Source organism: Pseudomonas sp. LB3P93 (assembly GCF_054898025.1).
The window spans coordinates 1,268,780-1,290,580 of the sequence record NZ_CM142713.1 but is presented as its reverse complement, the minus strand read 5'-3'; the positions used below and the strand labels follow the sequence as shown (position 1 = coordinate 1,290,580).

Here is a 21,801-nt window from a genome sequence, read left to right as displayed (position 1 = left end):
GTCGCAAAGCTTTTGGGGCAGCTTCGCGACCCAGCGGGAGCAAGCTCCCTCGCCACACAAGCCCGCCTCCACAAGGTCAGGCGTACACCCGCCCATGTTGACCAGGGCCCGATAGCATGATGATTCCCTCTCCCTGGCGCGCCGATTTTCCGGCCATCGCCGCTTTGCAACGGCAAGACCAGACGTATCTGGACAACGCCGCCACCACGCAAAAACCCCAAGCCCTGCTGGATGCCCTGGCGCATTACTACGCCAATGGCGCGGCCAACGTGCATCGGGCGCAACACTTGCCCGGCGCCCATGCCACCCAGGCGTTCGAGGCCAGCCGCAGCAAAGTCGCCCACTGGCTGAATACTGGCGATTGCGGGCAGATCATCTTTACCCACGGCGCGACCTCCGCGCTGAACCTCCTCGCGTATGGCCTCGATCATTTGTTCACTCCAGGCGACGAGATTGTCATCAGCGCCCTGGAGCATCACGCCAACCTGCTGCCGTGGCAGCAACTGGCCCTGCGTCTTGATTTGAAACTGGTGATCTTGCCGCTCGACGCTGACGGTTTGATCGACCTGGATGCCGCTGCGCAATTGATCGGTCCGCGAACCCGTTTGCTGGCGGTCAGTCAGCTGTCGAACGTGCTCGGCGCCTGGCAGCCGCTGCCCGCCTTGCTGGCGATGGCCAAGGCGCACGACGCGTTGACCGTGGTCGATGGCGCGCAAGGCGTGGTTCATGGCCGGCATGACGTGCAGGCGTTGGGTTGCGACTTTTATGTGTTCTCCAGCCACAAGCTCTATGGCCCCGACGGCTTGGGCGTGCTGTTCGGTCGCCATGAAGCGCTGAAACAACTGCGCCATTGGCAGTTCGGCGGCGAGATGGTGCTAGATGCGGATTACCAGAGCGCACGCTTTCGCCCCGCTCCACTGGGGTTTGAGGCGGGCACACCGCCGATTGCCGGTGTGATCGGCTTGGGGGCTACGCTGGATTATCTCGCGGGGCTGGATCAGGACGCTGTGTCTGCCCATGAAGCGGCACTGCACGACTATTTGTTGAAGGGTCTTGAAGCGCGCAATGGCATTCGACTGTTGGGCAAGCCGCAACTGGCGCTGGCCAGTTTTGTCGTCGAGGGTGTGCATAACTCTGATCTGGCGCATTTGCTGACGGAACAGGGCATCGCGGTGCGCGCCGGACATCACTGCGCCATGCCGTTGCTCAAGAGCTTCGAACTGGCCGGGGCGATTCGGGTGTCGTTGGCGCTGTACAACGATTCCGAAGACCTGGAGCGGTTCTTTGAAGCGCTGGATCAGGCGCTGGAGTTGTTGCGATGAGCCTGCCGGCCGCTGCCGTTGTCGCACTCGAAACCTTTCAGAATGCCGCAGGCTGGGAACAGCGGGCGCGGCTGTTGATGCAATGGGGCGACCGCCTGCCTGCGTTGAGTGATGTGGACAAGGTGGATGCCAACCGTGTGCATGGCTGCGAAAGCCAGGTGTGGCTGATGGCTTCGCTGGATGACGGTCACTGGCAGTTTGCGGCCAGCAGCGATGCGCGGATGATTCGCGGGTTGGTGGCGTTGCTGCTGGCTCGGGTTAACGGGTTGTCGGCGGATGAGTTGCGGCAGGTGGATTTGCCGGGGTGGTTTGATCAGCTGGGGCTGAGTCGCCAGCTCTCTCCGTCGCGCAGCAATGGCCTCAATGCCGTGCTACAGCGAATGAATGAGTTGGCTCAGTAACTGATCGTTCCCACGCTCTGCGTGGGAATGTCTCAAGGGACGCTCCGCGTTCCAGCTCGAAAGGGACGCGGAGCGTCCCGGGCTGCATTCCCACGCAGAGCGTGGGAACGATCAGGTCAGGCAGGTTTAACCCGATCCGCCGGGCGCCGCACACCCGCCACAATCTTATCCACAGCCTTGGTCGCCGCGACCATCCCGAACGTCGCCGTCACCATCATCACCGCGCCGAACCCGCCGGCGCAGTCGAGCTTCACGCCATCGCCGACAAAACTCTTCTGCAAACAAATGCTGCCATCCGGTTTCGGGTAGCGCAGTTGTTCGGTCGAAAACACGCAGGGCACGCTGTAATGACGGGTCACGGTGCGTGAGAAGTTGTAATCACGACGCAGGGTCGAGCGCACCTTCGAGGCCAACGGGTCATTGAAGGTCCGGTTCAGATCGCAGACCTGAATCAGCGTCGGGTCAATCTGCCCGCCTGCCCCGCCGGTGGTGATGATCTGGATCTTGCGGCGTTTGCACCAGGCAATCAGCGCAGCTTTCGCATTCACGCTGTCGATGCAATCAATCACGCAGTCGATGTTCGGCGTGATGTACTCGGCCATGGTCTCGCGCGTCACGAAATCCGCCACGGCGTGCACCGTGCAGTCCGGGTTGATCCCGCGTAAACGCTCAGCCATGACCTCGACCTTGGGTTTGCCGACGGTGCTGTCCAGCGCGTGCAACTGACGGTTGGCATTGCTGACGCAGACGTCATCGAGGTCGAACAGGGAAATTTCGCCCACGCCACAACGGGCAATGGCTTCCGCCGCCCAGGAACCGACACCACCGACGCCGACGATGGCCACATGGGCGGCGCGCAGGCGCTCCAGGCCGTCGATGCCATACAAACGGGCGATGCCTGCAAACCGCGGATCTTCTGTACTCATGACCATAACCTTAAAAACCGGCGCGCATTATAGGGCTACCGGCCAACAAGATCTAAGTTACCGCGACAAGTGAAAGAACTTATGCGAAACGGGATTGCCAAACGTAGGGCATTTCCCTGCCAGCTGTACGCTCAGGGAATGCCCGGTGTAGGATGCGCGCCCCCTGGCAATCGCCGACCGGTCCTTCGTTCCACAGCCTTTGGAACCTGAAATAGCTATGTCATCGCGTAAATTTGGACTCAACCTGGTCGTGGTGCTTGCCATCGCTGCCTTGTTTACCGGCTTCTGGGCGCTGATCAATCGCCCGGTCACCGCCCCCAACTGGCCTGAACAGATCTCCGGCTTTTCATACTCGCCGTTTCAGCAAGGCCAGTACCCACAAAAAGAGCAGTACCCGACCGACGATGAAATGCGTCGCGACCTGGAGATCATGAGCAAGCTGACGGACAACATCCGTACTTACTCGGTCGACGGTTCCCTGGGAGACATTCCCAAACTGGCGGAAGAATTCGGTCTGCGGGTCACTCTCGGTATCTGGATCAGTCCGGACGAGGAACGCAACGAGCGTGAGATCCTGCGCGCCATCGAACTCGCCAACACCTCCCGCAGCGTGGTTCGCGTGGTTGTAGGCAACGAGGCAATCTTCCGTAAGGAAATTACTGCCGCAGAACTCAGCATCATTCTGGATCGCGTTCGCGCAGCGGTGAAAGTGCCGGTGACGACGTCCGAACAATGGCACGTCTGGGAAGAAAACCCGAGCCTGGCCAAGCACGTCGACCTGATCGCTGCCCACGTCCTGCCGTACTGGGAACATGTGCCGATGGAGCAGGCCGGACAGTTCGTACTCGACCGTGCCCGTGATCTGAAAAAAATGTTCCCGAAAAAGCCGCTGTTGCTCTCGGAAGTCGGCTGGCCGAGTAACGGCCGCATGCGCGGTGGCGCCGATGCATCACCGGCGGATCAGGCGATTTACCTGCGCACGCTGGTGAACAAGCTCAACCGCCAGGGTTTCAACTACTTCGTGATCGAAGCGTTTGACCAACCGTGGAAGGCCAGCGACGAAGGTTCGGTGGGCGCTTACTGGGGTGTTTTCAACGCCGCGCGCCAGCAGAAATTCAACTTCGACGGCCCGGTCGTTGCGATCCCGCAATGGCGCGTGCTGGCGGTCGGTTCGGTAGTCTTGGCCCTGCTGTCCCTGACCCTGTTGATGATCGATGGCTCGGCCTTGCGTCAACGGGGCCGTACCTTCCTGACCTTTATCGCCTTCCTGTGTGGATCGGTACTGGTGTGGATCGGTTACGACTACAGCCTGCAATACAGCACCTGGTTCAGCCTGACGGTCGGAGGCCTCCTCGCCCTCGGCGCACTCGGGGTCTTTATTGTGCTGCTGACCGAGGCGCATGAACTGGCCGAAGCGGTATGGACTCACAAGCGCCGGCGTGAATTCCTGCCGGTGGTGGGCGAATCGGACTACAGACCCAAAGTGTCGATTCACGTCCCTTGCTACAACGAGCCGCCGGAGATGGTCAAACAGACCCTCAACGCCTTGGCCAACCTCGACTATCCGGACTTCGAAGTCCTGATCATCGACAACAACACCAAGGACCCGGCGGTCTGGGAACCGGTGCGCGATTACTGCGAAACCCTCGGCCCGCGCTTCAAGTTCTTCCACGTCGCCCCGCTGGCCGGTTTCAAGGGTGGCGCGCTGAATTACCTGATTCCGCACACCGCCAAGGATGCCGAAGTGATTGCGGTGATCGATTCGGACTACTGCGTCGACCCGAACTGGCTCAAGCACATGGTGCCGCACTTCGCCGACCCGAAAATCGCTGTGGTGCAGTCGCCACAGGATTACCGCGATCAGAACGAAAGCACCTTCAAGAAGCTCTGCTACGCGGAATACAAAGGCTTCTTCCACATCGGCATGGTCACCCGCAACGACCGTGACGCGATCATCCAGCACGGCACCATGACCATGACCCGGCGTTCGGTGCTCGAGGAACTGGGCTGGGCCGACTGGTGCATCTGTGAAGACGCCGAGTTGGGCCTGCGCGTGTTCGAAAAAGGTCTGTCGGCGGCGTATTACCACACCAGCTACGGCAAAGGCCTGATGCCCGATACCTTTATCGACTTCAAGAAACAGCGTTTCCGCTGGGCCTATGGTGCGATTCAGATCATCAAGCGTCACACCACCAGCCTGTTGCGCGGCAAGGGCACCGAGCTGACCCGTGGCCAGCGTTACCACTTCCTCGCGGGCTGGTTGCCGTGGGTGGCGGATGGCATGAACATCTTCTTCACCGTCGGCGCCCTGTTGTGGTCGGCGGCGATGATCATCGTGCCGCAGCGGGTCGATCCGCCGTTGCTGATTTTCGCGATCCCGCCACTGGCGCTATTCGTGTTCAAGGTGGGCAAGATCATCTTCCTCTACCGTCGTGCGGTCGGGGTCAACCTCAAGGATGCGTTCTGCGCGGCACTGGCCGGGCTGGCGTTGTCGCACACCATCGCCAAAGCGGTGCTGTACGGCTTCTTCACCAGCAGCATTCCGTTTTTCCGCACACCGAAGAACGCCGATAACCACGGCTTCTGGGTCGCGATTTCGGAAGCACGCGAAGAAGTGTTCATCATGTTGCTGTTGTGGGGCGCGGCGCTGGGGATATACCTGGTGAACGGCATGCCGAGCAACGACATGCGCTTCTGGGTGGCCATGTTGCTGGTGCAGTCGCTGCCGTACCTGGCGGCGCTGATCATGGCGTTCCTGTCTTCGCTGCCGAAACCGGCACCCAAGGCCGAAACGGCACCGGCAGTCTAAATCTGCGCAGATGCACTAAACGGCGGCCAATGGCCGCCGTTTTGCTTTAAGATAACCGCCATTTTGCAGGCCTTGGCGTGATATCCATCCCTGTGGGAGCCAGCCTGCTGGCGATGGCAATGTAACAATCACCGTTTATGTTGACTGCCACACCGCCATCGCCAGCAGGCTGGCTCCCACATTTATAGTCCGTGCCCATATTCAAGTTTTCCGGAGTTTTCCATGACGGCCCACGCCGACCTTTCGCCGACCCTTCAACTCGCCATCGACCTGATCCGCCGTCCGTCCGTGACGCCGGTCGACGCCGATTGCCAGAAGCAGATGATGCAGCGCCTGGGCGATGCCGGTTTCACCCTGGAACCGATGCGCATCGAAGATGTGGATAACTTCTGGGCGACCCACGGCAAACACGACGGCCCGGTGCTGTGCTTCGCCGGTCACACCGACGTGGTACCGACCGGCCCGGTGTCCGCCTGGCAGATCGACCCGTTCAACGCGCTGATCGACGAACACGGCATGCTCTGCGGCCGTGGCGCGGCAGACATGAAAGGCAGCCTCGCCTCCATGACCGTGGCCGCCGAACGCTTCGTCGCCGACTACCCGGATCACAAGGGTAAGGTCGCTTTCCTGATCACCAGCGACGAAGAAGGCCCGGCGCACCACGGCACCAAGGCTGTGGTCGAACGCCTCGCCGCCCGCAAGGAACGTCTGGACTGGTGCATCGTCGGCGAACCGTCGAGCACAACGCTGGTGGGTGACGTGGTCAAGAACGGCCGTCGTGGCTCACTCGGTGCCAAGCTGACCGTGCGCGGTGTGCAGGGTCACGTGGCGTATCCGCATCTGGCCAAAAACCCGATCCACCTCGCCGCCCCGGCCCTGGCCGAACTGGCCGCCGAGCATTGGGACCACGGCAACGATTTCTTCCCGCCGACCAGTTTCCAGATTTCCAACGTCAATTCCGGCACCGGCGCGACCAACGTCATTCCGGGTGATCTGGTGGCGGTGTTCAACTTCCGCTTCTCCACCGAGTCCACTGTCGAAGGCCTGCAAAAGCGTGTCGCCGACATCCTCGACAAGCACGGCCTGGACTGGCACATCGACTGGGCGCTGTCCGGTCTGCCGTTCTTGACCGAGCCGGGTGCGTTGCTGGATGCCGTGGCGTCGAGCATCAAGGACATCACCGGCCGCGAAACCAAGGCGTCCACCAGCGGAGGCACCTCCGATGGCCGTTTCATCGCGACCATGGGCACACAAGTGGTTGAACTGGGCCCGGTCAACGCGACGATCCACCAGGTCAACGAGCGTGTACTCGCTGCCGACCTCGACGTGCTGACCGAAATTTACTACCAGACCCTGATCAAGTTGCTCGCCTGATGCTCGCCTGCCCGATCTGCAGCGAACCGCTGAACGCGGTGGACAACGGCGTGGCCTGCCCCGCCGGGCATCGTTTCGACCGTGCGCGGCAGGGTTACCTGAACCTGCTGCCGGTGCAGCACAAGAACAGCCGCGACCCTGGGGATAACCTCGCCATGGTCGAAGCCCGTCGTGACTTCCTGAACGCCGGCCATTACGCGCCGGTGGCCAAGCGCCTGGCCGAACTGGCGGCGCAATACGCGCCGCAGCGCTGGCTGGACATCGGTTGTGGCGAGGGTTACTACACCGCGCAAATCGCCGAGGCCTTGCCGAATGCTGACGGTTACGCGCTGGACATCTCCCGGGAAGCGGTCAAACGCGCCTGCAAACGCAACCCGCAGCTGACCTGGTTGATCGCCAGCATGGCGCGGGTGCCGTTGGCCTCGGGTAGCTGCCAGTTTCTCGCCAGTGTCTTCAGCCCGCTGGATTGGGAAGAAGCCAAGCGCTTGCTCAGCCCCGGCGGCGGTTTGATGAAAGTCGGGCCGACCAGCGGCCATCTGATGGAATTGCGCGAACGGCTGTACGACGAAGTCCGTGAATACACCGACGATAAGCATCTGGCCTTGGTGCCGGAAGGCATGGCGCTGCAACACAGCGAAACCCTGGAGTTCAAACTGACGCTTTCAAAGGGTCAGGACCGGGCGAACCTGCTGGCGATGACCCCTCACGGCTGGCGCGCCAGTGCTGAACGTCGGACAGCAGTGATCGAACAGGCCGAGCCGTTCGAGGTCACCGTATCGATGCGCTACGATTATTTCGTACTTCAATAATTTTTGGTTTCGAGCAATGGCTCGAGGCCGGCTAAATCCGCGAATGGATTTTTCAGACCCGCAGTGAGGACATCCATGCGCCAACCCGATATCGAGATTTACCTGAAAGACGCCGACGTCGACTACAAGGCCATCGCGGCCTGGCTCGGTGCCGCTATCGGCCCGTGCAGCGACTGGGTTCAAAAGGGACAGACGTTCAAGTGCAAGGCCGGCAACGTGCCCATCACTTGGCTACCGAAGGCGGTAGGCAAGTGGAACAGCCTGTACCTGGAAAGCGACCAGACCCCGTGGGACGACGACATCGCCTGCGCCCGCGCAGCCTTTGCCGCGCTGAATGTCGAGGTGCGTTGCGCACCGGGTACTTGGGTCGAGGAAGAAGGCGAAGAAACAGCAGATCGCTGGATGCGCATCAGCGCTGATGGTGAAGAAGAGATCACCTGGAAAACCGCTTAAAACCAGTACACAAAACCTGTGGGAGAGAGCTTGCTCGCGATGGGGCCCTGTCAGTCAACATCAATGTTGAATGTCCGTCAGTCATCGCGAGCAAGCTCGCTCCCACAGTGATTTTTGGTGACCTGAAGATCGGGTTTACAACCCTACAACGTCTTCAGCCTGCAAGCCCTTCTCGCCAGTCACCACGGCGTATTCAACCTGCTGACCTTCAGCCAGCGAACGATGCCCTTCGCCGCGGATGGCGCGGTAGTGCACGAACACGTCCACCCCGTCCTCACGCTGGATAAAGCCATAACCCTTGGCGTCGTTGAACCACTTCACATTGCCGGTTTCACGTGTTGCCATCTGTTCATACTCCTTTCTTATTATTGATCGGGCTTTTCGCAGGAAAGCCTCGGGAACATTGCTTGCACTGAGAAGTGCCACTGTCTGGCCAGTGCGGGCACGCCGAGTATATGTCAGGCGCTAAAACTCTCAACTGGAGTTTACTTGCGTGCTTTTTTGCCGATTTTCGACGAATCCGGCACACTATCGGCCGCCCGAGCATTTGCTCGGTTTTACTCACTCACGCAGATGCCGTATGACCCGTTCCCCGTTCCGCCGTCTTGTGTTTGGCACCCTGCGCCGACTGCTCTATCTCTGGGTTCGCTCGGAGACGATCAATCAGTCGTCGTTCACCCTCAACCTCGACCGCAGTCGTCCGGTGTTCTACGTCCTGCAAAATCCTTCGCTGACCGACCTGGCCGTGGTCGACACCGAATGCAGCAAGGCCGGCCTGCCCCGTCCGGTGCTGCCCGTGTCGGTGGGCAACCTGGTGGAACCCGCCGCGTTTTTCTACCTGACGCCGGAGCCCGACTGGCTCGGCCGCCAAGACAAACGCGGTGCGCCGCCAACCCTGACCCGTCTGGTCAGTGCCTTGAGCCAGAACGCCGCCGAAGACGCGCAGATCATTCCGGTCAGCGTGTTCTGGGGCCAGTCGCCCGACAGCGAATCGAGCCCGTGGAAATTGCTCTTCGCTGACAGCTGGGCCGTGACCGGTCGCCTGCGCCGGTTGCTGAGCATCATCGTGCTGGGGCGCAAAACCCGCGTGCAGTTCTCGGCGCCGATTCACTTGCGCGAGCTGATCGACCACGACAAAGGCCACGAGCGCACCGTGCGCATGGCCCAGCGGATCCTGCGCGTTCACTTCCGCAATCTGAAAGCCGCGGTGATCGGCCCGGACATTTCCCACCGCCGCAACCTGGTCAAAGGCCTGCTCAATCAGCCGCTGGTCAAGCAAGCGATTCTCGATGAAGCCGAGCGCGAAAACATCTCCCCGGAGAAAGCCAAGGCCCAGGCTTTGCGCTACGGCAACGAGATCGCCTCGGACTACACCTACACCGCGATCCGCTTTATGGAAGTGGTGCTGAGCTGGTTCTGGAATAAAATCTACGACGGCATCAAGGTCAACAACATCGAAGGCGTGCAGAAGGTCGCCCCGGGTTACGAAGTGATCTATGTGCCGTGCCACCGCAGCCATATCGACTACCTGCTGCTGTCCTATCTGCTGTTTCGCAACGGCCTGACCCCGCCGCACATCGCCGCCGGGATCAACCTCAACATGCCGGGCATCGGCGGCCTGCTGCGTCGCGGCGGTGCGTTCTTCATGCGCCGTACCTTCAAGGGCAACCCGCTCTACACCTCGGTGTTCAACGAATACCTGCACACCCTGTTCACCAAAGGTTTCCCGGTCGAGTACTTCGTCGAAGGCGGCCGCTCGCGCACCGGGCGCATGCTGCAACCGAAAACCGGGATGCTGGCGATTACCCTGCGCAGCTTCCTGCGTTCGTCGCGCATGCCCATCGTGTTCATCCCGGTGTACATCGGTTATGAGCGTGTACTGGAAGGCCGGACTTACCTCGGCGAACTGCGTGGCGCGAGCAAGAAGAAAGAATCGATCTTCGACATCTTCAAAGTCATCGGTGCGCTCAAGCAGCGCTTCGGCCAGGTGGCGGTGAACTTCGGCGAGCCGATCAAACTCGCGGAATTCCTCGACAGCGAACAGCCCGACTGGCGTAAACAGGAACTCGGTCCGCAGTTCAAACCGGCCTGGCTCAACGAAACCACCAACCGTCTTGGCGAGAAAGTCGCGCAACACCTGAACGAAGCGGCGGCGATCAACCCGGTCAACCTGGTGGCCTTGGCATTGCTGTCCACCAGCCGTCTGGCGCTGGATGATCGGGCCATGGCGCGGGTGCTTGATTTGTATCTGGCGCTGTTGCGCAAGGTGCCGTACTCGCCGCACACCACGCTGCCGGAAGGGGACGGCCGGGCTCTGATCGAGCATGTGAAGGACATGGACTTGCTGTCCGAGCAGAGCGATGCCCTGGGCAAGATTCTGTATCTGGACGAGCAGAACGCCGTCCTGATGACCTACTACCGCAACAACGTGCTGCACATCTTCGCCTTGCCGGCGCTGCTCGCGAGTTTCTTCCAGAGTGCGTCGCGCATGAGCCGCGAACAGATCCAGCGCTACACCCGGGCGCTATATCCGTACCTGCAATCGGAGCTGTTCATTCGCTGGACACTGGACGAGCTGGATGGCGTGATCGATCAATGGCTCGAAGCGTTCGTCGAGCAAGGGTTGTTGCGTTTCGAGAACGACGTCTACCTGCGACCGGCGCCAAGCTCGCGGCATTTTGTGTTGCTGACCTTGCTGTCGAAGAGCATCGCCCAAACCCTGCAACGCTTCTATATGACCGTGTCCCTGCTGCTCAACAGCGGCCAGAACAGCATCAGCGCCGAAGAACTGGAAGACCTGTGCACGGTCATGGCCCAGCGCCTGTCGATCCTGCACGGGCTGAACGCCCCGGAGTTCTTCGACAAGAGCCTGTTCCGGCACTTCATCCAGACCCTGCTGGATCTCGACGTGCTCAAGCGCGACGAGGCCGGCAAGTTGAGCTACCACGAACTGCTGGGGGAACTGGCAGAAGGTGCGGCCAAGCGGGTGTTGCCGGCGGAGATTCGTTTGTCGATCCGTCAGGTGGCGTTGCATCGAAGTGAAGATGCGGCGGATCAGGCTAGTTGAAGTAGCCCGTAACTTTCTGACAATGACTATAGGAACAAGGATGTTCTTATAATCGGTCAGTTATGGATTAATAGAACCCTCTTTAATCCAGATACGGATATCGCAATGAACCCATTGGAAGACGTCAACCCATACGTCACCCTCACTTTTAGTTTGCCTGAAGACTTTTTGCCGCCAAGCGATGGATTAGGTGAAACCTATATAAGCGTTCAAACCGCCAATGTTTTATCTCCCGTCACAGTGGCGCAATCCCGCAAGCCGGAACTGTATAGCGGGCGTTGGAACTTTTCATTTGCGCACAACTATTCCGATGTCAGCGTCAAATACCTTGTGACGATCAACATGACCCACAATGGAGTTCCCCTGTTGATTGATCTGGACTACTTTGTGATTGTCCATCGTGTGCCGCACCGACAGATCCTGCATCTCAGCCCGATCGGCCGCCTCTATATCCAGGCGCAAGCGCCTCGACCGGTCGAACCCGAGCACGCTGTCACCGTTGTTGCCCACGAGCACGACGACAGCGATGCATTTGTCACTCAGATACATATCAGCGAAAAAATGGCGGAGGCATTTTATCTGGAATACGATCCAGCCACTGTCGTTCCCGGCAAGCGCTATACCCTGACCGCCACCGAAAACGAATACCGGAATTCAATCGCGGTCTATCCGGGATCCGTTGTATTGAAGCCCTTTAGTACGACTTGAAATAAGTTCGACAAATCAACCTTCATTGCTCGTTATCTATCTTGCTGCCTATTCGCTCAGCAAGTCCGGAAATGCCCTACATAGCGTTCGTTGCTCTTGGCTATATGCTGACGACTCGTCATTCCCGACGATTAACTTGATAAGGACATCAAAATGAGCAACGATCACGAAAAGAGCATCAGTGGCACTGTGCACTACCTGCTCAGAATTGAGTTACCAACAAACTCGACACTTCACGTCAATCTGTTGGATATCACTACAGCGGATGCCCCGGCCAAAGAACTCGCCCAGCAAGTCATTCCCCACGCAGAAACAACAGGGTTGGACTTTAACTTGCTGTACAAGATGGCCGATGTGCTGCCTGGCCACCGATATGTAATCCGTGCACGGATCGAAACCACCGAACAAGTGATCTTCGCGACCACTAAAGATCACGCAGTGGAGTTGGGTGTCGATCACCTGCGCCCTGAGGACGTCATCGTCCGCAATGTCCGTACAAAACCGGACAGTAACTTCTAAGCCCTCAGCTGAAAAAATCCGTTAAATTGTCGTTGGCGCCGGTCTTCTTCGGGCGCCAACGACAGGGATTCAATTCATGAAAAAACTTTCGCTTCTTGGGCTTACCGCTCTACTCGCAGCCTGCCAATCGCTACAACCTGCCGCAAAAACCAGCCTCGATGGCGAAGTCTTCTACCTGCAACGCATCGCCCTGCCGCCGAGCGCCACCTTGAGCGTCAGCCTGCAGGACGTGTCCCTCGCCGACGCGCCCGCCGTTATCCTCGACGAACAGAAAGGCCCGGTCAAAAGCCAGGTGCCGCTGCCGTTTCATCTGAGTTACGATCCGGCCCAGGTCAAACCCGGCCATCGCTATTCCGTCAGCGCGCGCATCGAAGTCAACGGCGAACTGATGTTCATCAGCACCGAACACCACGCCGTACAGCTTGATGGCAGCGATCCGCAGCCTTTGAAAATCCGCGTCGACGCCGTTCGCTAATTTCCTCTTTAGAACTAGGAAGCCGCCATGCTCCGCCCTACCCTTCGCTTCGCCGGCCTCTGCGCAGGCTTGATGATCTCCGCCAGCGCGATGGCACTGTCGCTCAGTGACCTGTCACAAAAAGACGCCACCGGCGGCCTCAAGGATGCCCTGACCCAAGGCGCGCAACTGGCCGTCAAACAACTCGGCACGCCGGGCGGTTTCAGCAACAACCCGGACGTGAAAATCGAACTGCCGGGCAAACTGGGCAAAGTCGCCAGCAAAATGAAACAGTTCGGCATGGGCGATCAGGTCACTCAGCTGGAAGCCAGCATGAACAAAGCGGCCGAAACCGCTGTGACCCAGGCCCAGCCAATCCTCGTGGACGCTGTGAAGAAGATGAGCGTCGAGGACGCCAAAGGGATTCTCAGCGGCGGCAACGACTCGGCCACCCAATATCTGAGCAAAACCAGCCGCGAACAGATTCGCCTCAAGTTCCTGCCGATCGTCAAGCAAGCCACCGACCAGGTCGGCCTGGCCAAGCAATACAACACGTTCGCGGGCCAGGCGGCGACCATGGGTGTGCTGGATACCAAGAACGCCAACATCGAAAGCTACGTCACCGAGCAGGCGCTGAACGGTTTGTTCGAGATGATCGGCAAACAGGAAGAAACCATCCGCCAGAACCCTGCGGCGGCGGCGACGAGTCTGGCGAAGAAAGTTTTCGGTACGCTCTAACTCCAGGCAACTGAAACTCGCAAAAAAGCCCGCTGGCCTTTACAGGTCAGCGGGCTTTTTCATTTTGCGCTACTGGTGCGGATCAACCTGATCCAGAACGCGATTTATCGATAACTCCGCCAGCGAAATCATCTGTTGAACTGCCAACATGAGATTGCATGTCGGGCCGTTCAGACCGAAGGCTAACTCACTGGCCATCACATTTGCCGAAGCGAGGGTTTCGCAGGCGTGAGCCAAAAGGGTTTCGGAATCGACGTTGGGGGCGATTACGAAAACCGAGCTGGGACGACGGTCGGCTTTAGCCTTTTCTTCCGTCGGTGATGCCAAATAGTGATCGAGAGCGCGAATTGCGGCGTCGTGGAGTTTTTTGGAATCGAGAAAGGCGTAAGGAGAAACCGGGTCGGTTTCTATTTCCAGCTCTGCTTCCGTGTCTGGAGGATTTGGACTGTCTTTAATCATTGTGTAGCTCCTGAAGTAGTGGAGCTGTCACCGTTCGCTGCGAAACGAACATTAAGGTGGCAGCTGTACGCAGGTTCGCAGACCGGGACTTCAGGAACCCGGCAGACCCGAAGATCTCCCGCGCACAGCCGCCATTACACAGGCATAAAAAAGCGCCCGCTTTCGGATGGTGGACGCTGTGCGTCTGAAGTTTAACCGGGCTGCGAAACCCGGTCGCTGCTTTTTGCAGCGACACTCAAAAGCCTAGAGGTCTCGCTTCCGACAGACAACCTGAAAATCTCGTGGGAAGGTTCTGATGTTTTGGCAGTTCTTTAAACATAGTCGCCTGCCAAATAGCCATCGCGGGCAAGCCCGCTCCCACAGGGTTTTGTGTCGTACTCGGTGTTTGAGTACATGAAGATCAACTGTGGGAGCGAGCCTGCTCGCGATAGCGGCCGTCCAGGCGACAAATGCATCGTCTGACACGACGCCTTCGCGAGCAGACTCGCTCCCACAATTTGAGCAGTGAACGTCAGCGAGAGAGGGGGCGGCCCGAAGGCCGCCGAGATTAAACCGACTCTTTCTTGATCCTGAACCACGCTGCATACAACGCCGGCAAAAACAGCAACGTCAATGCCGTCGCCACGATCAATCCGCCCATGATCGCCACCGCCATCGGCCCGAAGAACACGCTGCGTGACAACGGGATCATCGCCAGCACTGCCGCGAGCGCCGTCAACACGATCGGTCGGAAACGCCGCACGGTGGCTTCGATAATCGCTTGCCACGGTTTGAGCCCGGCGGCAATGTCCTGCTCGATCTGGTCCACCAGAATCACCGAGTTACGCATGATCATCCCGGACAACGCGATGGTCCCGAGCATGGCGACAAAACCAAACGGCTGGCGGAACACCATCAGGAACAGCGTCACCCCAATCAAGCCCAGCGGCGCTGTCAGGAACACCATCACCGTGCGTGAGAAGCTGCGCAATTGCAGCATCAGCAAGGTCAGCACCACCACGATGAACAGCGGCACACCGGCCTTCACCGAGTTCTGCCCACGGGCCGAGTCTTCCACCGTGCCGCCGACGTCCAGCAAGTAGCCATCGGGCAATTCGGCGCGGATTGGATCGAGGGTCGGCATGATTTGCTGCACCAGCGTCGCCGGTTGTTCCTTGCCGTAGATGTCAGCGCGGATCGTAACGTTCGGCAGGCGATTACGGTGCCAGATGATGCCTTCTTCGAAGCCATATTCCAGGGTCGCGACTTGCGACAGCGCCACGCTGCGACCGTTGTCGGTCGGCACCGCCAGGCTTGGCAGCAACGACAGTTCGGTGCGCTCGTGCAAGGTGCCGCGCAAGAGGATTTCGATCAACTCGTTGTCTTCGCGATACTGACTGACACTCGAACCGGTCAGTGAGCTTTGCAGAAACTTCGACAGGTTCGCCGTGCTCACGCCCAGCGCCCGGGCGCGGTCCTGATCAACGTTCAGGTACACGACTTTGCTCGGCTCTTCCCAGTCCAGATGCACGTTCACCACGTGCGGGTTCTCGCGAACCTTGACCGCCACTTTACGGGCCAGTGCGCGGACTTCCTCGATGTGTTCACCGGTCACCCGGAACTGCACGGGATAGCCAACCGGCGGACCATTTTCAAGACGTGTGACCCGCGAGCGCAGGGCCGGGAATTGTTCGTTGAGGGTTTCGATCAGCCAGGTGCGCAGGGTTTCGCGCTCCTCGATGGTCTTGGCCAGAACGACAAACTGGGCGAAGCTCGCTGCCGGCAGTTGCTGATCCAGCGGCAGGTAGAAACGTGGCGATCCGGTGCCGACGTAGGCCACGTAGTTGTCGATGCCGGCGTGATCCTTCAGCAAGGCTTCAAGGCGTTTGACCTCGTCGGCGGTGTTGCTCAGGGACGCGCCTTCAGCGAGTTTCAGATCGACCATCAATTCGAGTCGACCCGAGGCCGGGAAGAATTGTTGCGGCACAAAGCGGAACAGCACGATGGAGCCGATGAACAGCACCACGGTCAGCACGATGACGGTTTTACGCCAGCGCACGCACCATTCCACCAAGCGTCTGACCCGCTGATAGAAAGGCGTGCCGTAAGGGTCGGGCTGACCCGCGCCATGTTTGGCGGCATGAATCTTCGCCAGGTCCGGCAGGAGTTTTTCCCCCAGATACGGCACAAAAACCACTGCCGCAATCCACGAAGCCAGCAATGCGATGGTCACCACCTGGAAGATCGAACGCGTGTATTCGCCTGTGCCCGATTGCGCGGTGGCGATCGGCAGGAACCCGGCAGCGGTAATCAGGGTGCCGGTGAGCATCGGGAACGCGGTGCTGGTCCAGGCGTAACTGGCGGCCTTGATGCGGTCGAAACCCTGCTCCATTTTGATCGCCATCATTTCCACGGCGATGATCGCGTCATCCACCAACAAACCCAACGCCAGCACCAACGCACCGAGGGAAATCTTGTGCAGGCCGATGCCGAGGTAATACATGCAGGCGAAGGTCATCGCCAACACCAGCGGAATCGCCAGCGCCACCACCATGCCGGTGCGCACGCCGAGGGAGAAAAAGCTCACCAGCAACACAATCGCCAGGGCTTCCACCAACACCTGAACGAACTCGCCGACCCCGGTTTTCACTGCGGCAGGCTGATCGGAGACCTTGCGCAGCTGCATGCCCGCCGGGAGGTTTTTCTGGATGCGGTCAAACTCGATTTCCAGCGCCTTGCCCAGCACCAGAATGTCGCCACCCTCCTTCATCGCCACCGCCAGGCCGATGGCATTTTCCGCCATGAAGCGCATGCGCGGTGCCGGTGGATCGTTGAAGCCGCGACGCACATCTGCCACATCGGAGATGCGGAAGGTGCGATCACCGACGCGGATCGGGAAGTTCTTGATCTCGTCGACGGTCTGGAAATTCCCCGACACCCGTAGCTGCAATCGCTCGCTGGTGGTTTCAAAGAACCCGGCCGTGGACACCGCATTCTGCTCTTCAAGGGCTTGCTGCACGGCGGCCAATGGCAAACCGAGCGTCGCAAGTTTGACGTTGGAGAGCTCGATCCAGATCTTCTCGTCCTGCAACCCGAGCAGATCGACCTTGCCCACATCCTTCACCCGTTGCAGCTGGATCTGAATGCGATCGGCGTAATCCTTGAGCACCGCGTAATCAAAACCGTCGCCGGTCAGGGCGTAGATATTGCCGAAGGTGGTGCCGAATTCATCGTTGAAAAACGGTCCCTGAATACCCGGCGGCAAAGTGTGCCGGATGTCACTGACCTTCTTGCGGACCTGATACCACAGCTCCGGTATTTGCACCGAATGCATGGAGTCACGGGCAATGAAGGTCACCTGGGATTCGCCGGGACGCGAGAACGAGACGATGCGCTCGTATTCGCCGGTTTCCATCAGTTTCTTTTCAATGCGCTCGGTGACCTGACGCGAGACTTCCTGCGCCGTGGCGCCCGGCCAGTTGGTACGGATCACCATGGCTTTGAAGGTGAACGGCGGGTCTTCGCTTTGGCCGAGCTTGGTGTAGGAAAGCGCGCCGACGATAGCCAGCAAGAGCATCAGGAACAGTACGATCTGGCGATTACGCAGCGCCCATTCGGAAAGATTGAAACCCATCGGGGATTACTCCTTGTCGGCCAGATTGACCACGCGGTTGGAGCGATCCACCGGGCGCACTTGCTGCCCTTCAAGCAGGACATGGACACCAGCGGCGACCACCCAGTCGCTGGCATTCAGGCCTTCGAGCACTGGTACGGTTTTCTCGCCGAAGGCACCGACCCGGACCGGGGTTTTCTTCAAGGTATTGTTGGCACTGACGACCCAGACATAGGTCGCGCCGTTCTCCGCGGTCAATGCCGACAGCGGCACAGACAGCGGTATCACGTCAGCGGTCTGGACGAATACCCGGGCGCTCTGGCCGAGTTCGGCAGGGACCTTGCCGCCGGTGAATGAAATTCGCGCAGCGAAGGTACGAGATTTCGGATCGGCAGCAGGCGACAGCTCACGAATGCGCCCGGCGAAACGCTGATCGGGTTGGGTCCAGAGCTCTACCGACACCGGCTGACCAACCTTGAAGCGGCCAAAACTCTGCTCCGGCAGGCTGATCAACACTTCGCGCTCGCCATCGGTGGCGAGGGTAAACACGGTTTGCCCGGCTGCCACCACTTGCCCGACTTCCACCGCGCGTTTAGCCACCACGCCATCCTGAGGCGCACGCAGCACCGCGTAACTGGCCTGATTGGTCGAGACGTTGAATTCGGCTTTGATTTGCTTGAGGCGCGCTTCACCGGATCGGTAAAGGTTTTCGGAATTGTCGTACTGCGAACGGCTGACCATCTGACGGTCCATCAGCGTCTTGTAGCGATCACGCTCGGCGCGCACCAGGCTCAGATTGGCCTCGGCGGCGGCCACCTGGGCACGGGTGGCTTCCAGTTGCAGGCGTACGTCCTGAGGATCGAGTTCAGCCAGCGGCTGGTCTGCCTTGACTCGCTGCCCTTCTTCAACCAGTCGTCGGCTGACCTTGCCGCCGATGCGAAACGCCAGGTCCGGCTCGTAACGAGCCCGCACTTCACCCGGGTAGCTTTCCATTGCCTGCGCCGAAGGCTCTGGCTGCACGACCATGGCCGGGCGGACCGTGACTTGAGGCGCCTCTTCATGGCCACACGCAGACAATAAAAACGCCAGACTGACTGGCAACGCGAGGGGCAAGGCATAGCGGAACATGGTGAAGGACCTTTCGCTAATGGTGCTTGGAATAATTATACTGACGAGTATGTTATTAATAGCAAACTCACCAGTCCAGTATTAAAAGCGAAGAATGTCGAACAATCTTTCAGCACCCAACGGTCCGGGCCGTCCCAAGGATCTGGCCAAGCGCCAGGCCATCCTCGATGCGGCGAAAATTCTGTTTCTGAGTAATGGTTACGCCAGCACCAGCATGGATGCCGTGGCGGCTGAAGCCGGCGTGTCGAAGCTGACCGTCTACAGCCACTTCAACGACAAGGAGACCCTGTTCTCCGCCGCCGTGATGGCCAAGTGCGAAGAGCAGTTGCCAACACTGTTTTTCGAGTTGCCGGACGGTGTTTCAGTCGAAACGGTACTGCTGAACATCGCGCGTGGTTTTCATCATCTGATCAACAGCGATGAATCGGTGAACCTGCATCGGCTGATGATGGCCTTGGGCAGCCAGGACCCGAAGCTCTCGCTGATCTTCTTCGAGGCCGGGCCGCAGCGCATGTTGCATGGCATGGAGCGGTTGCTGACCAAGGTTGATCAGAGCGGCGCGTTGAGCATCGATAAACCGCGCAATGCGGCCGAGCATTTCTTCTGCCTGCTCAAGGGCGCGGGGAATTTTCGCTTGCTGTATGGCTGCGGCGAGCCGGTGACCGGCGATGCGGCCGAGGAGCATGTGCGGGAAGTGGTGGGGTTGTTTATGCGGGCTTATCGACCAGAGACAGCTTGATAGATTCTGGTTGTCTGGTCTGGCGCCATCGCGGGCAAGCCCGCTCCCACAGGGTTAGCGCAGATCCTGTGGGAGCGAGCCTGCTCGCGATTGGGGGCGACTTGGTCTCAAGGCTTGAGCGCTTTCTTCGGGTAGATGTCATACCGGCTGGATTTCCCATCCAGCGCATGACTCGGCTTTGGCCCCGCAATGCACGGCGCCTTGCGCGGCCGCTTGACCACCACCCGATGGCTGGCCAGTGCCAATGCGGCTTCGAGCAGGGCCGGCGCATCCGGATCATCGCCGACCAATGGCCGGAACAGACGCATTTCCTTCTTCACCAACGCCGTTTTCTCACGATGGGGAAACATCGGGTCGAGGTAGATCACCTGCGGCGGCTCCCCTTCCCAATTGCGCATGACCTCGATGGAGTTGCCCTTGAGCAGCTTCATCCGCGCCACAATCGGCGCGACATCGAAATCTTCCGCACCACGGGCCAGTCCATCCTCAAGCAACGCACCGATCAGCGGCTGCCGCTCGATCAGGCTCATCTCGCAGCCCAGGCTCGCCAGCACGAACGCATCCTTGCCCAGCCCTGCCGTGGCATCCAGCACCCGAGGACGCACGCCTTGGGCAATGCCAACCGCCTTGGCGATCATCTGCCCCGTGCCACCGCCGAACAACCGGCGATGCGCTGCGCCACCTTCGACGAAGTCCACCCGCACCGGCCCCGGGGCGTCCGGCCCCAGTTGTTGCAGCTGCAAACCCTGTTCGCCCACCTGCAAGGCAAACTCGCCGTCATCCACTTGCAAAGGCAAGCCCAGGCGTTCGGCCCATTGCTCGGCTTGTGGCTGAAATGCCGGGGCCGAGGCCTCGACGTGGATGCGGCAGGCCGCAGGTTGCTCAATCATGGGAAAACACGCTCAAAAAATTAATGATCGGCAAAAACGGCCGATAACAAAACTAACGAGCATTTTGCCAGAGCTGAGCGTCGACCGAGAAAAATGTCAGGCATTCAATCCACATCCGTAGGCTACCTATCGCGTCATGGCGATTATGGTCTGCGAAATTCACAGGCACTGAGCGGCGTCAGTCACCTGTGGCAGGATTTTTTTGCCCAGGCCCTGGCCGAACAGTCGACCGATGTGGTGCCGGCGTGCGGGACTTTCCCACCGGTTGATCTTGAAAGCCCGGTCGAGCCTACTGTCGGCAGCGAGCTGCTGGCGCACATCGTCAGCCAGCGCGAATGCGATGTGAAAGAAACCGTAGTCAAGCCACCCGAACCGCTGTTCCTGCCGATTGCCGAGTTCGAAATGGACCTGGCCGACAAACCTTTCCCGCCGTTCCCGACTGAAGAAATCGTCGCTCAACAGAAGCAACAAGACTTCGAAAGCGGCTGGGTCCGTCCGATCGTGCTCACCGCCGGTCAGCCTGTGCCCGAAGCCGGCCCGGCGCCACAACCGCGTCCGCTGCACTTGCCGATCGCCGAATTCGAAATGGACCTGCTGGACAAACCGTTCCCGCCGTTCTCCCCTGAAGAAATGGTGGAGCAACAGAAACAACTCGATTTCGACAACGGCTGGGCTCGCCCGATCGTCCTGCAGAACCTGCGCATCGCCGCTTAAGCCTCAACGACACACCCACCACGGCCCGACATCGACATGAAAGTGATTGCGATGGGCGGCGTTGTAGTCCGGACTCAACACCACACTAAACATGTCACAGGCACCATCGCGAACCTGGCGCAGAAACCGTGCGTCCTGATTATCCTTCGGCCAATCCTTGAGCACGCTGATGGATCGACCGTCAGCCAGGCGGAAACCGGCAATGTCCAGTGCATCGGCGCTGGCATGCTGGCTTCGCCTGCCGTTTTCGCGACCGTAGACGTTGCGACAGGCAAAGCTACCGATATGATCGACACGGCTGACGGGCTGCCCATACACAGCTTGTGCGGCGGGTTGCAGGGCATGGTGTTCGAACAGGGCAAACGACACCGCCAGGCGGCAACTGGCGAGAAAGCTGCTGCTCAGCGCCACATCGCCGCCCTGCACACGCAAGGTGTTGATCAATGGACACGTCGCACCGGGGCTATCGGCTTGATGCGCAACGCGTAATCCGGAGCTGCTCAAGGCCTGATCACACAATTGCGGATCATCGCGCAGGCGCATCAGCTTGTAGCGCGTCAAAAAGTTCGGTTCGGCCTTCACGTCCAGCGGCGCCCAAGGGTTCCACTGGGGTGGCAGAAAGATCCAGCCGCGCCAGACGCTCACGCCCGCCGCACCGATGATCAACAGCATCAGCAACAGCCACCACCGAAACCGCAT

Annotated in this window: 20 protein-coding genes; 13 read left to right on the top strand and 7 right to left on the bottom strand. The window is 59.6% G+C overall.

From position 1 onward, the window contains the following. The first annotated feature begins 116 nt into the window (after positions 1-116). Positions 117-1,322 (top strand): aminotransferase class V-fold PLP-dependent enzyme, encoded by a 1,206-nt coding sequence (locus tag ACYZT8_RS05595; protein ID WP_461979895.1) that lies wholly within the window; start codon positions 117-119, stop codon positions 1,320-1,322. Then, positions 1,319-1,723, top strand: coding sequence for a SufE family protein (locus ACYZT8_RS05590; protein WP_461979893.1), 405 nt, complete (start codon positions 1,319-1,321; stop codon positions 1,721-1,723). Before ACYZT8_RS05595 ends, ACYZT8_RS05590 begins: the two co-directional genes overlap by 4 nt. 116 nt (positions 1,724-1,839) lie before the next feature. On the opposite strand, the gene tcdA is transcribed toward ACYZT8_RS05590, so the two are convergent. Next, positions 1,840-2,649, bottom strand: coding sequence for a tRNA cyclic N6-threonylcarbamoyladenosine(37) synthase TcdA (tcdA, locus tag ACYZT8_RS05585; RefSeq protein WP_461957426.1), 810 nt, complete (start codon positions 2,647-2,649; stop codon positions 1,840-1,842). Between the two features lie 217 nt (positions 2,650-2,866). On the opposite strand from tcdA, the gene ACYZT8_RS05580 reads away from it, so the two are divergent. The 4 genes from ACYZT8_RS05580 (at position 2,867) to ACYZT8_RS05565 (ending at position 8,094) form a co-directional block, all read left to right on the top strand. Then, complete coding sequence (locus ACYZT8_RS05580; protein WP_461979891.1) at positions 2,867-5,458, top strand: glycosyltransferase; 2,592 nt, start codon at positions 2,867-2,869, stop codon at positions 5,456-5,458. A gap of 222 nt (positions 5,459-5,680) precedes the next feature. Further along, entirely contained in the window at positions 5,681-6,832 is a 1,152-nt protein-coding gene (gene dapE, locus ACYZT8_RS05575) for a succinyl-diaminopimelate desuccinylase (RefSeq protein ID WP_010462857.1), read from the top strand. Beyond that, positions 6,832-7,641 carry a putative RNA methyltransferase gene (locus tag ACYZT8_RS05570; RefSeq protein ID WP_461957423.1) on the top strand — a complete coding sequence of 270 codons (810 nt, stop codon included), beginning with the start codon at positions 6,832-6,834 and terminating at the stop codon, positions 7,639-7,641. Before dapE ends, ACYZT8_RS05570 begins: the two co-directional genes overlap by 1 nt. A gap of 75 nt (positions 7,642-7,716) precedes the next feature. Then, entirely contained in the window at positions 7,717-8,094 is a 378-nt protein-coding gene (locus tag ACYZT8_RS05565; protein ID WP_461979888.1) for a hypothetical protein, read from the top strand. A gap of 135 nt (positions 8,095-8,229) precedes the next feature. Here ACYZT8_RS05565 and ACYZT8_RS05560 read toward each other — a convergent pair whose 3' ends face one another. Further along, positions 8,230-8,439: a cold-shock protein gene (locus tag ACYZT8_RS05560; protein WP_010462862.1), complete on the bottom strand. Its 210-nt coding sequence runs from the start codon at positions 8,437-8,439 to the stop codon at positions 8,230-8,232. Between the two features lie 235 nt (positions 8,440-8,674). On the opposite strand from ACYZT8_RS05560, the gene plsB reads away from it, so the two are divergent. From plsB to ACYZT8_RS05535, 5 genes are all read left to right on the top strand, one after another. Further along, entirely contained in the window at positions 8,675-11,161 is a 2,487-nt protein-coding gene (gene plsB / locus ACYZT8_RS05555; RefSeq protein WP_461979886.1) for a glycerol-3-phosphate 1-O-acyltransferase PlsB, read from the top strand. A 105-nt stretch (positions 11,162-11,266) separates the two neighbouring features. Continuing rightward, positions 11,267-11,869, top strand: a complete 603-nt coding sequence (locus tag ACYZT8_RS05550; RefSeq protein ID WP_461979884.1) for a hypothetical protein — start codon at positions 11,267-11,269, stop codon at positions 11,867-11,869. A 153-nt stretch (positions 11,870-12,022) separates the two neighbouring features. Continuing rightward, entirely contained in the window at positions 12,023-12,388 is a 366-nt protein-coding gene (locus tag ACYZT8_RS05545; RefSeq protein ID WP_461979882.1) for a YbaY family lipoprotein, read from the top strand. 76 nt (positions 12,389-12,464) lie between these two features. Then, complete coding sequence (locus tag ACYZT8_RS05540; RefSeq protein ID WP_461979880.1) at positions 12,465-12,863, top strand: YbaY family lipoprotein; 399 nt, start codon at positions 12,465-12,467, stop codon at positions 12,861-12,863. A 27-nt stretch (positions 12,864-12,890) separates the two neighbouring features. Then, positions 12,891-13,580, top strand: a complete 690-nt coding sequence (locus tag ACYZT8_RS05535; protein WP_461957417.1) for a DUF4197 domain-containing protein — start codon at positions 12,891-12,893, stop codon at positions 13,578-13,580. A 69-nt stretch (positions 13,581-13,649) separates the two neighbouring features. Here the strand turns inward: ACYZT8_RS05535 and ACYZT8_RS05530 are convergent, their stop codons facing one another. From ACYZT8_RS05530 to ACYZT8_RS05520, 3 genes are all read right to left on the bottom strand, one after another. Further along, on the bottom strand, positions 13,650-14,039 hold the full coding sequence (locus tag ACYZT8_RS05530; RefSeq protein WP_461979878.1) for a DUF6124 family protein: 390 nt from the start codon (positions 14,037-14,039) through the stop codon (positions 13,650-13,652). Positions 14,040-14,586: 547 nt separating this feature from the next. Continuing rightward, positions 14,587-17,652 (bottom strand): efflux RND transporter permease subunit, encoded by a 3,066-nt coding sequence (locus tag ACYZT8_RS05525; RefSeq protein ID WP_461979876.1) that lies wholly within the window; start codon positions 17,650-17,652, stop codon positions 14,587-14,589. A gap of 6 nt (positions 17,653-17,658) precedes the next feature. Next, complete coding sequence (locus ACYZT8_RS05520) at positions 17,659-18,759, bottom strand: efflux RND transporter periplasmic adaptor subunit (protein ID WP_461979874.1); 1,101 nt, start codon at positions 18,757-18,759, stop codon at positions 17,659-17,661. A 94-nt stretch (positions 18,760-18,853) separates the two neighbouring features. Here ACYZT8_RS05520 and ACYZT8_RS05515 point away from each other — a divergent pair, with 94 nt between their 5' ends. Next, positions 18,854-19,498: a TetR/AcrR family transcriptional regulator gene (locus tag ACYZT8_RS05515; RefSeq protein ID WP_461979872.1), complete on the top strand. Its 645-nt coding sequence runs from the start codon at positions 18,854-18,856 to the stop codon at positions 19,496-19,498. Between the two features lie 107 nt (positions 19,499-19,605). Here ACYZT8_RS05515 and ACYZT8_RS05510 read toward each other — a convergent pair whose 3' ends face one another. Then, entirely contained in the window at positions 19,606-20,388 is a 783-nt protein-coding gene (locus ACYZT8_RS05510; protein ID WP_461979870.1) for a class I SAM-dependent methyltransferase, read from the bottom strand. A 93-nt stretch (positions 20,389-20,481) separates the two neighbouring features. Here ACYZT8_RS05510 and ACYZT8_RS05505 point away from each other — a divergent pair, with 93 nt between their 5' ends. Further along, positions 20,482-21,102, top strand: coding sequence for an energy transducer TonB (locus ACYZT8_RS05505; RefSeq protein ID WP_461979868.1), 621 nt, complete (start codon positions 20,482-20,484; stop codon positions 21,100-21,102). A gap of 3 nt (positions 21,103-21,105) precedes the next feature. Here the strand turns inward: ACYZT8_RS05505 and ACYZT8_RS05500 are convergent, their stop codons facing one another. Next, complete coding sequence (locus ACYZT8_RS05500) at positions 21,106-21,801, bottom strand: extensin-like domain-containing protein (RefSeq protein ID WP_461979866.1); 696 nt, start codon at positions 21,799-21,801, stop codon at positions 21,106-21,108.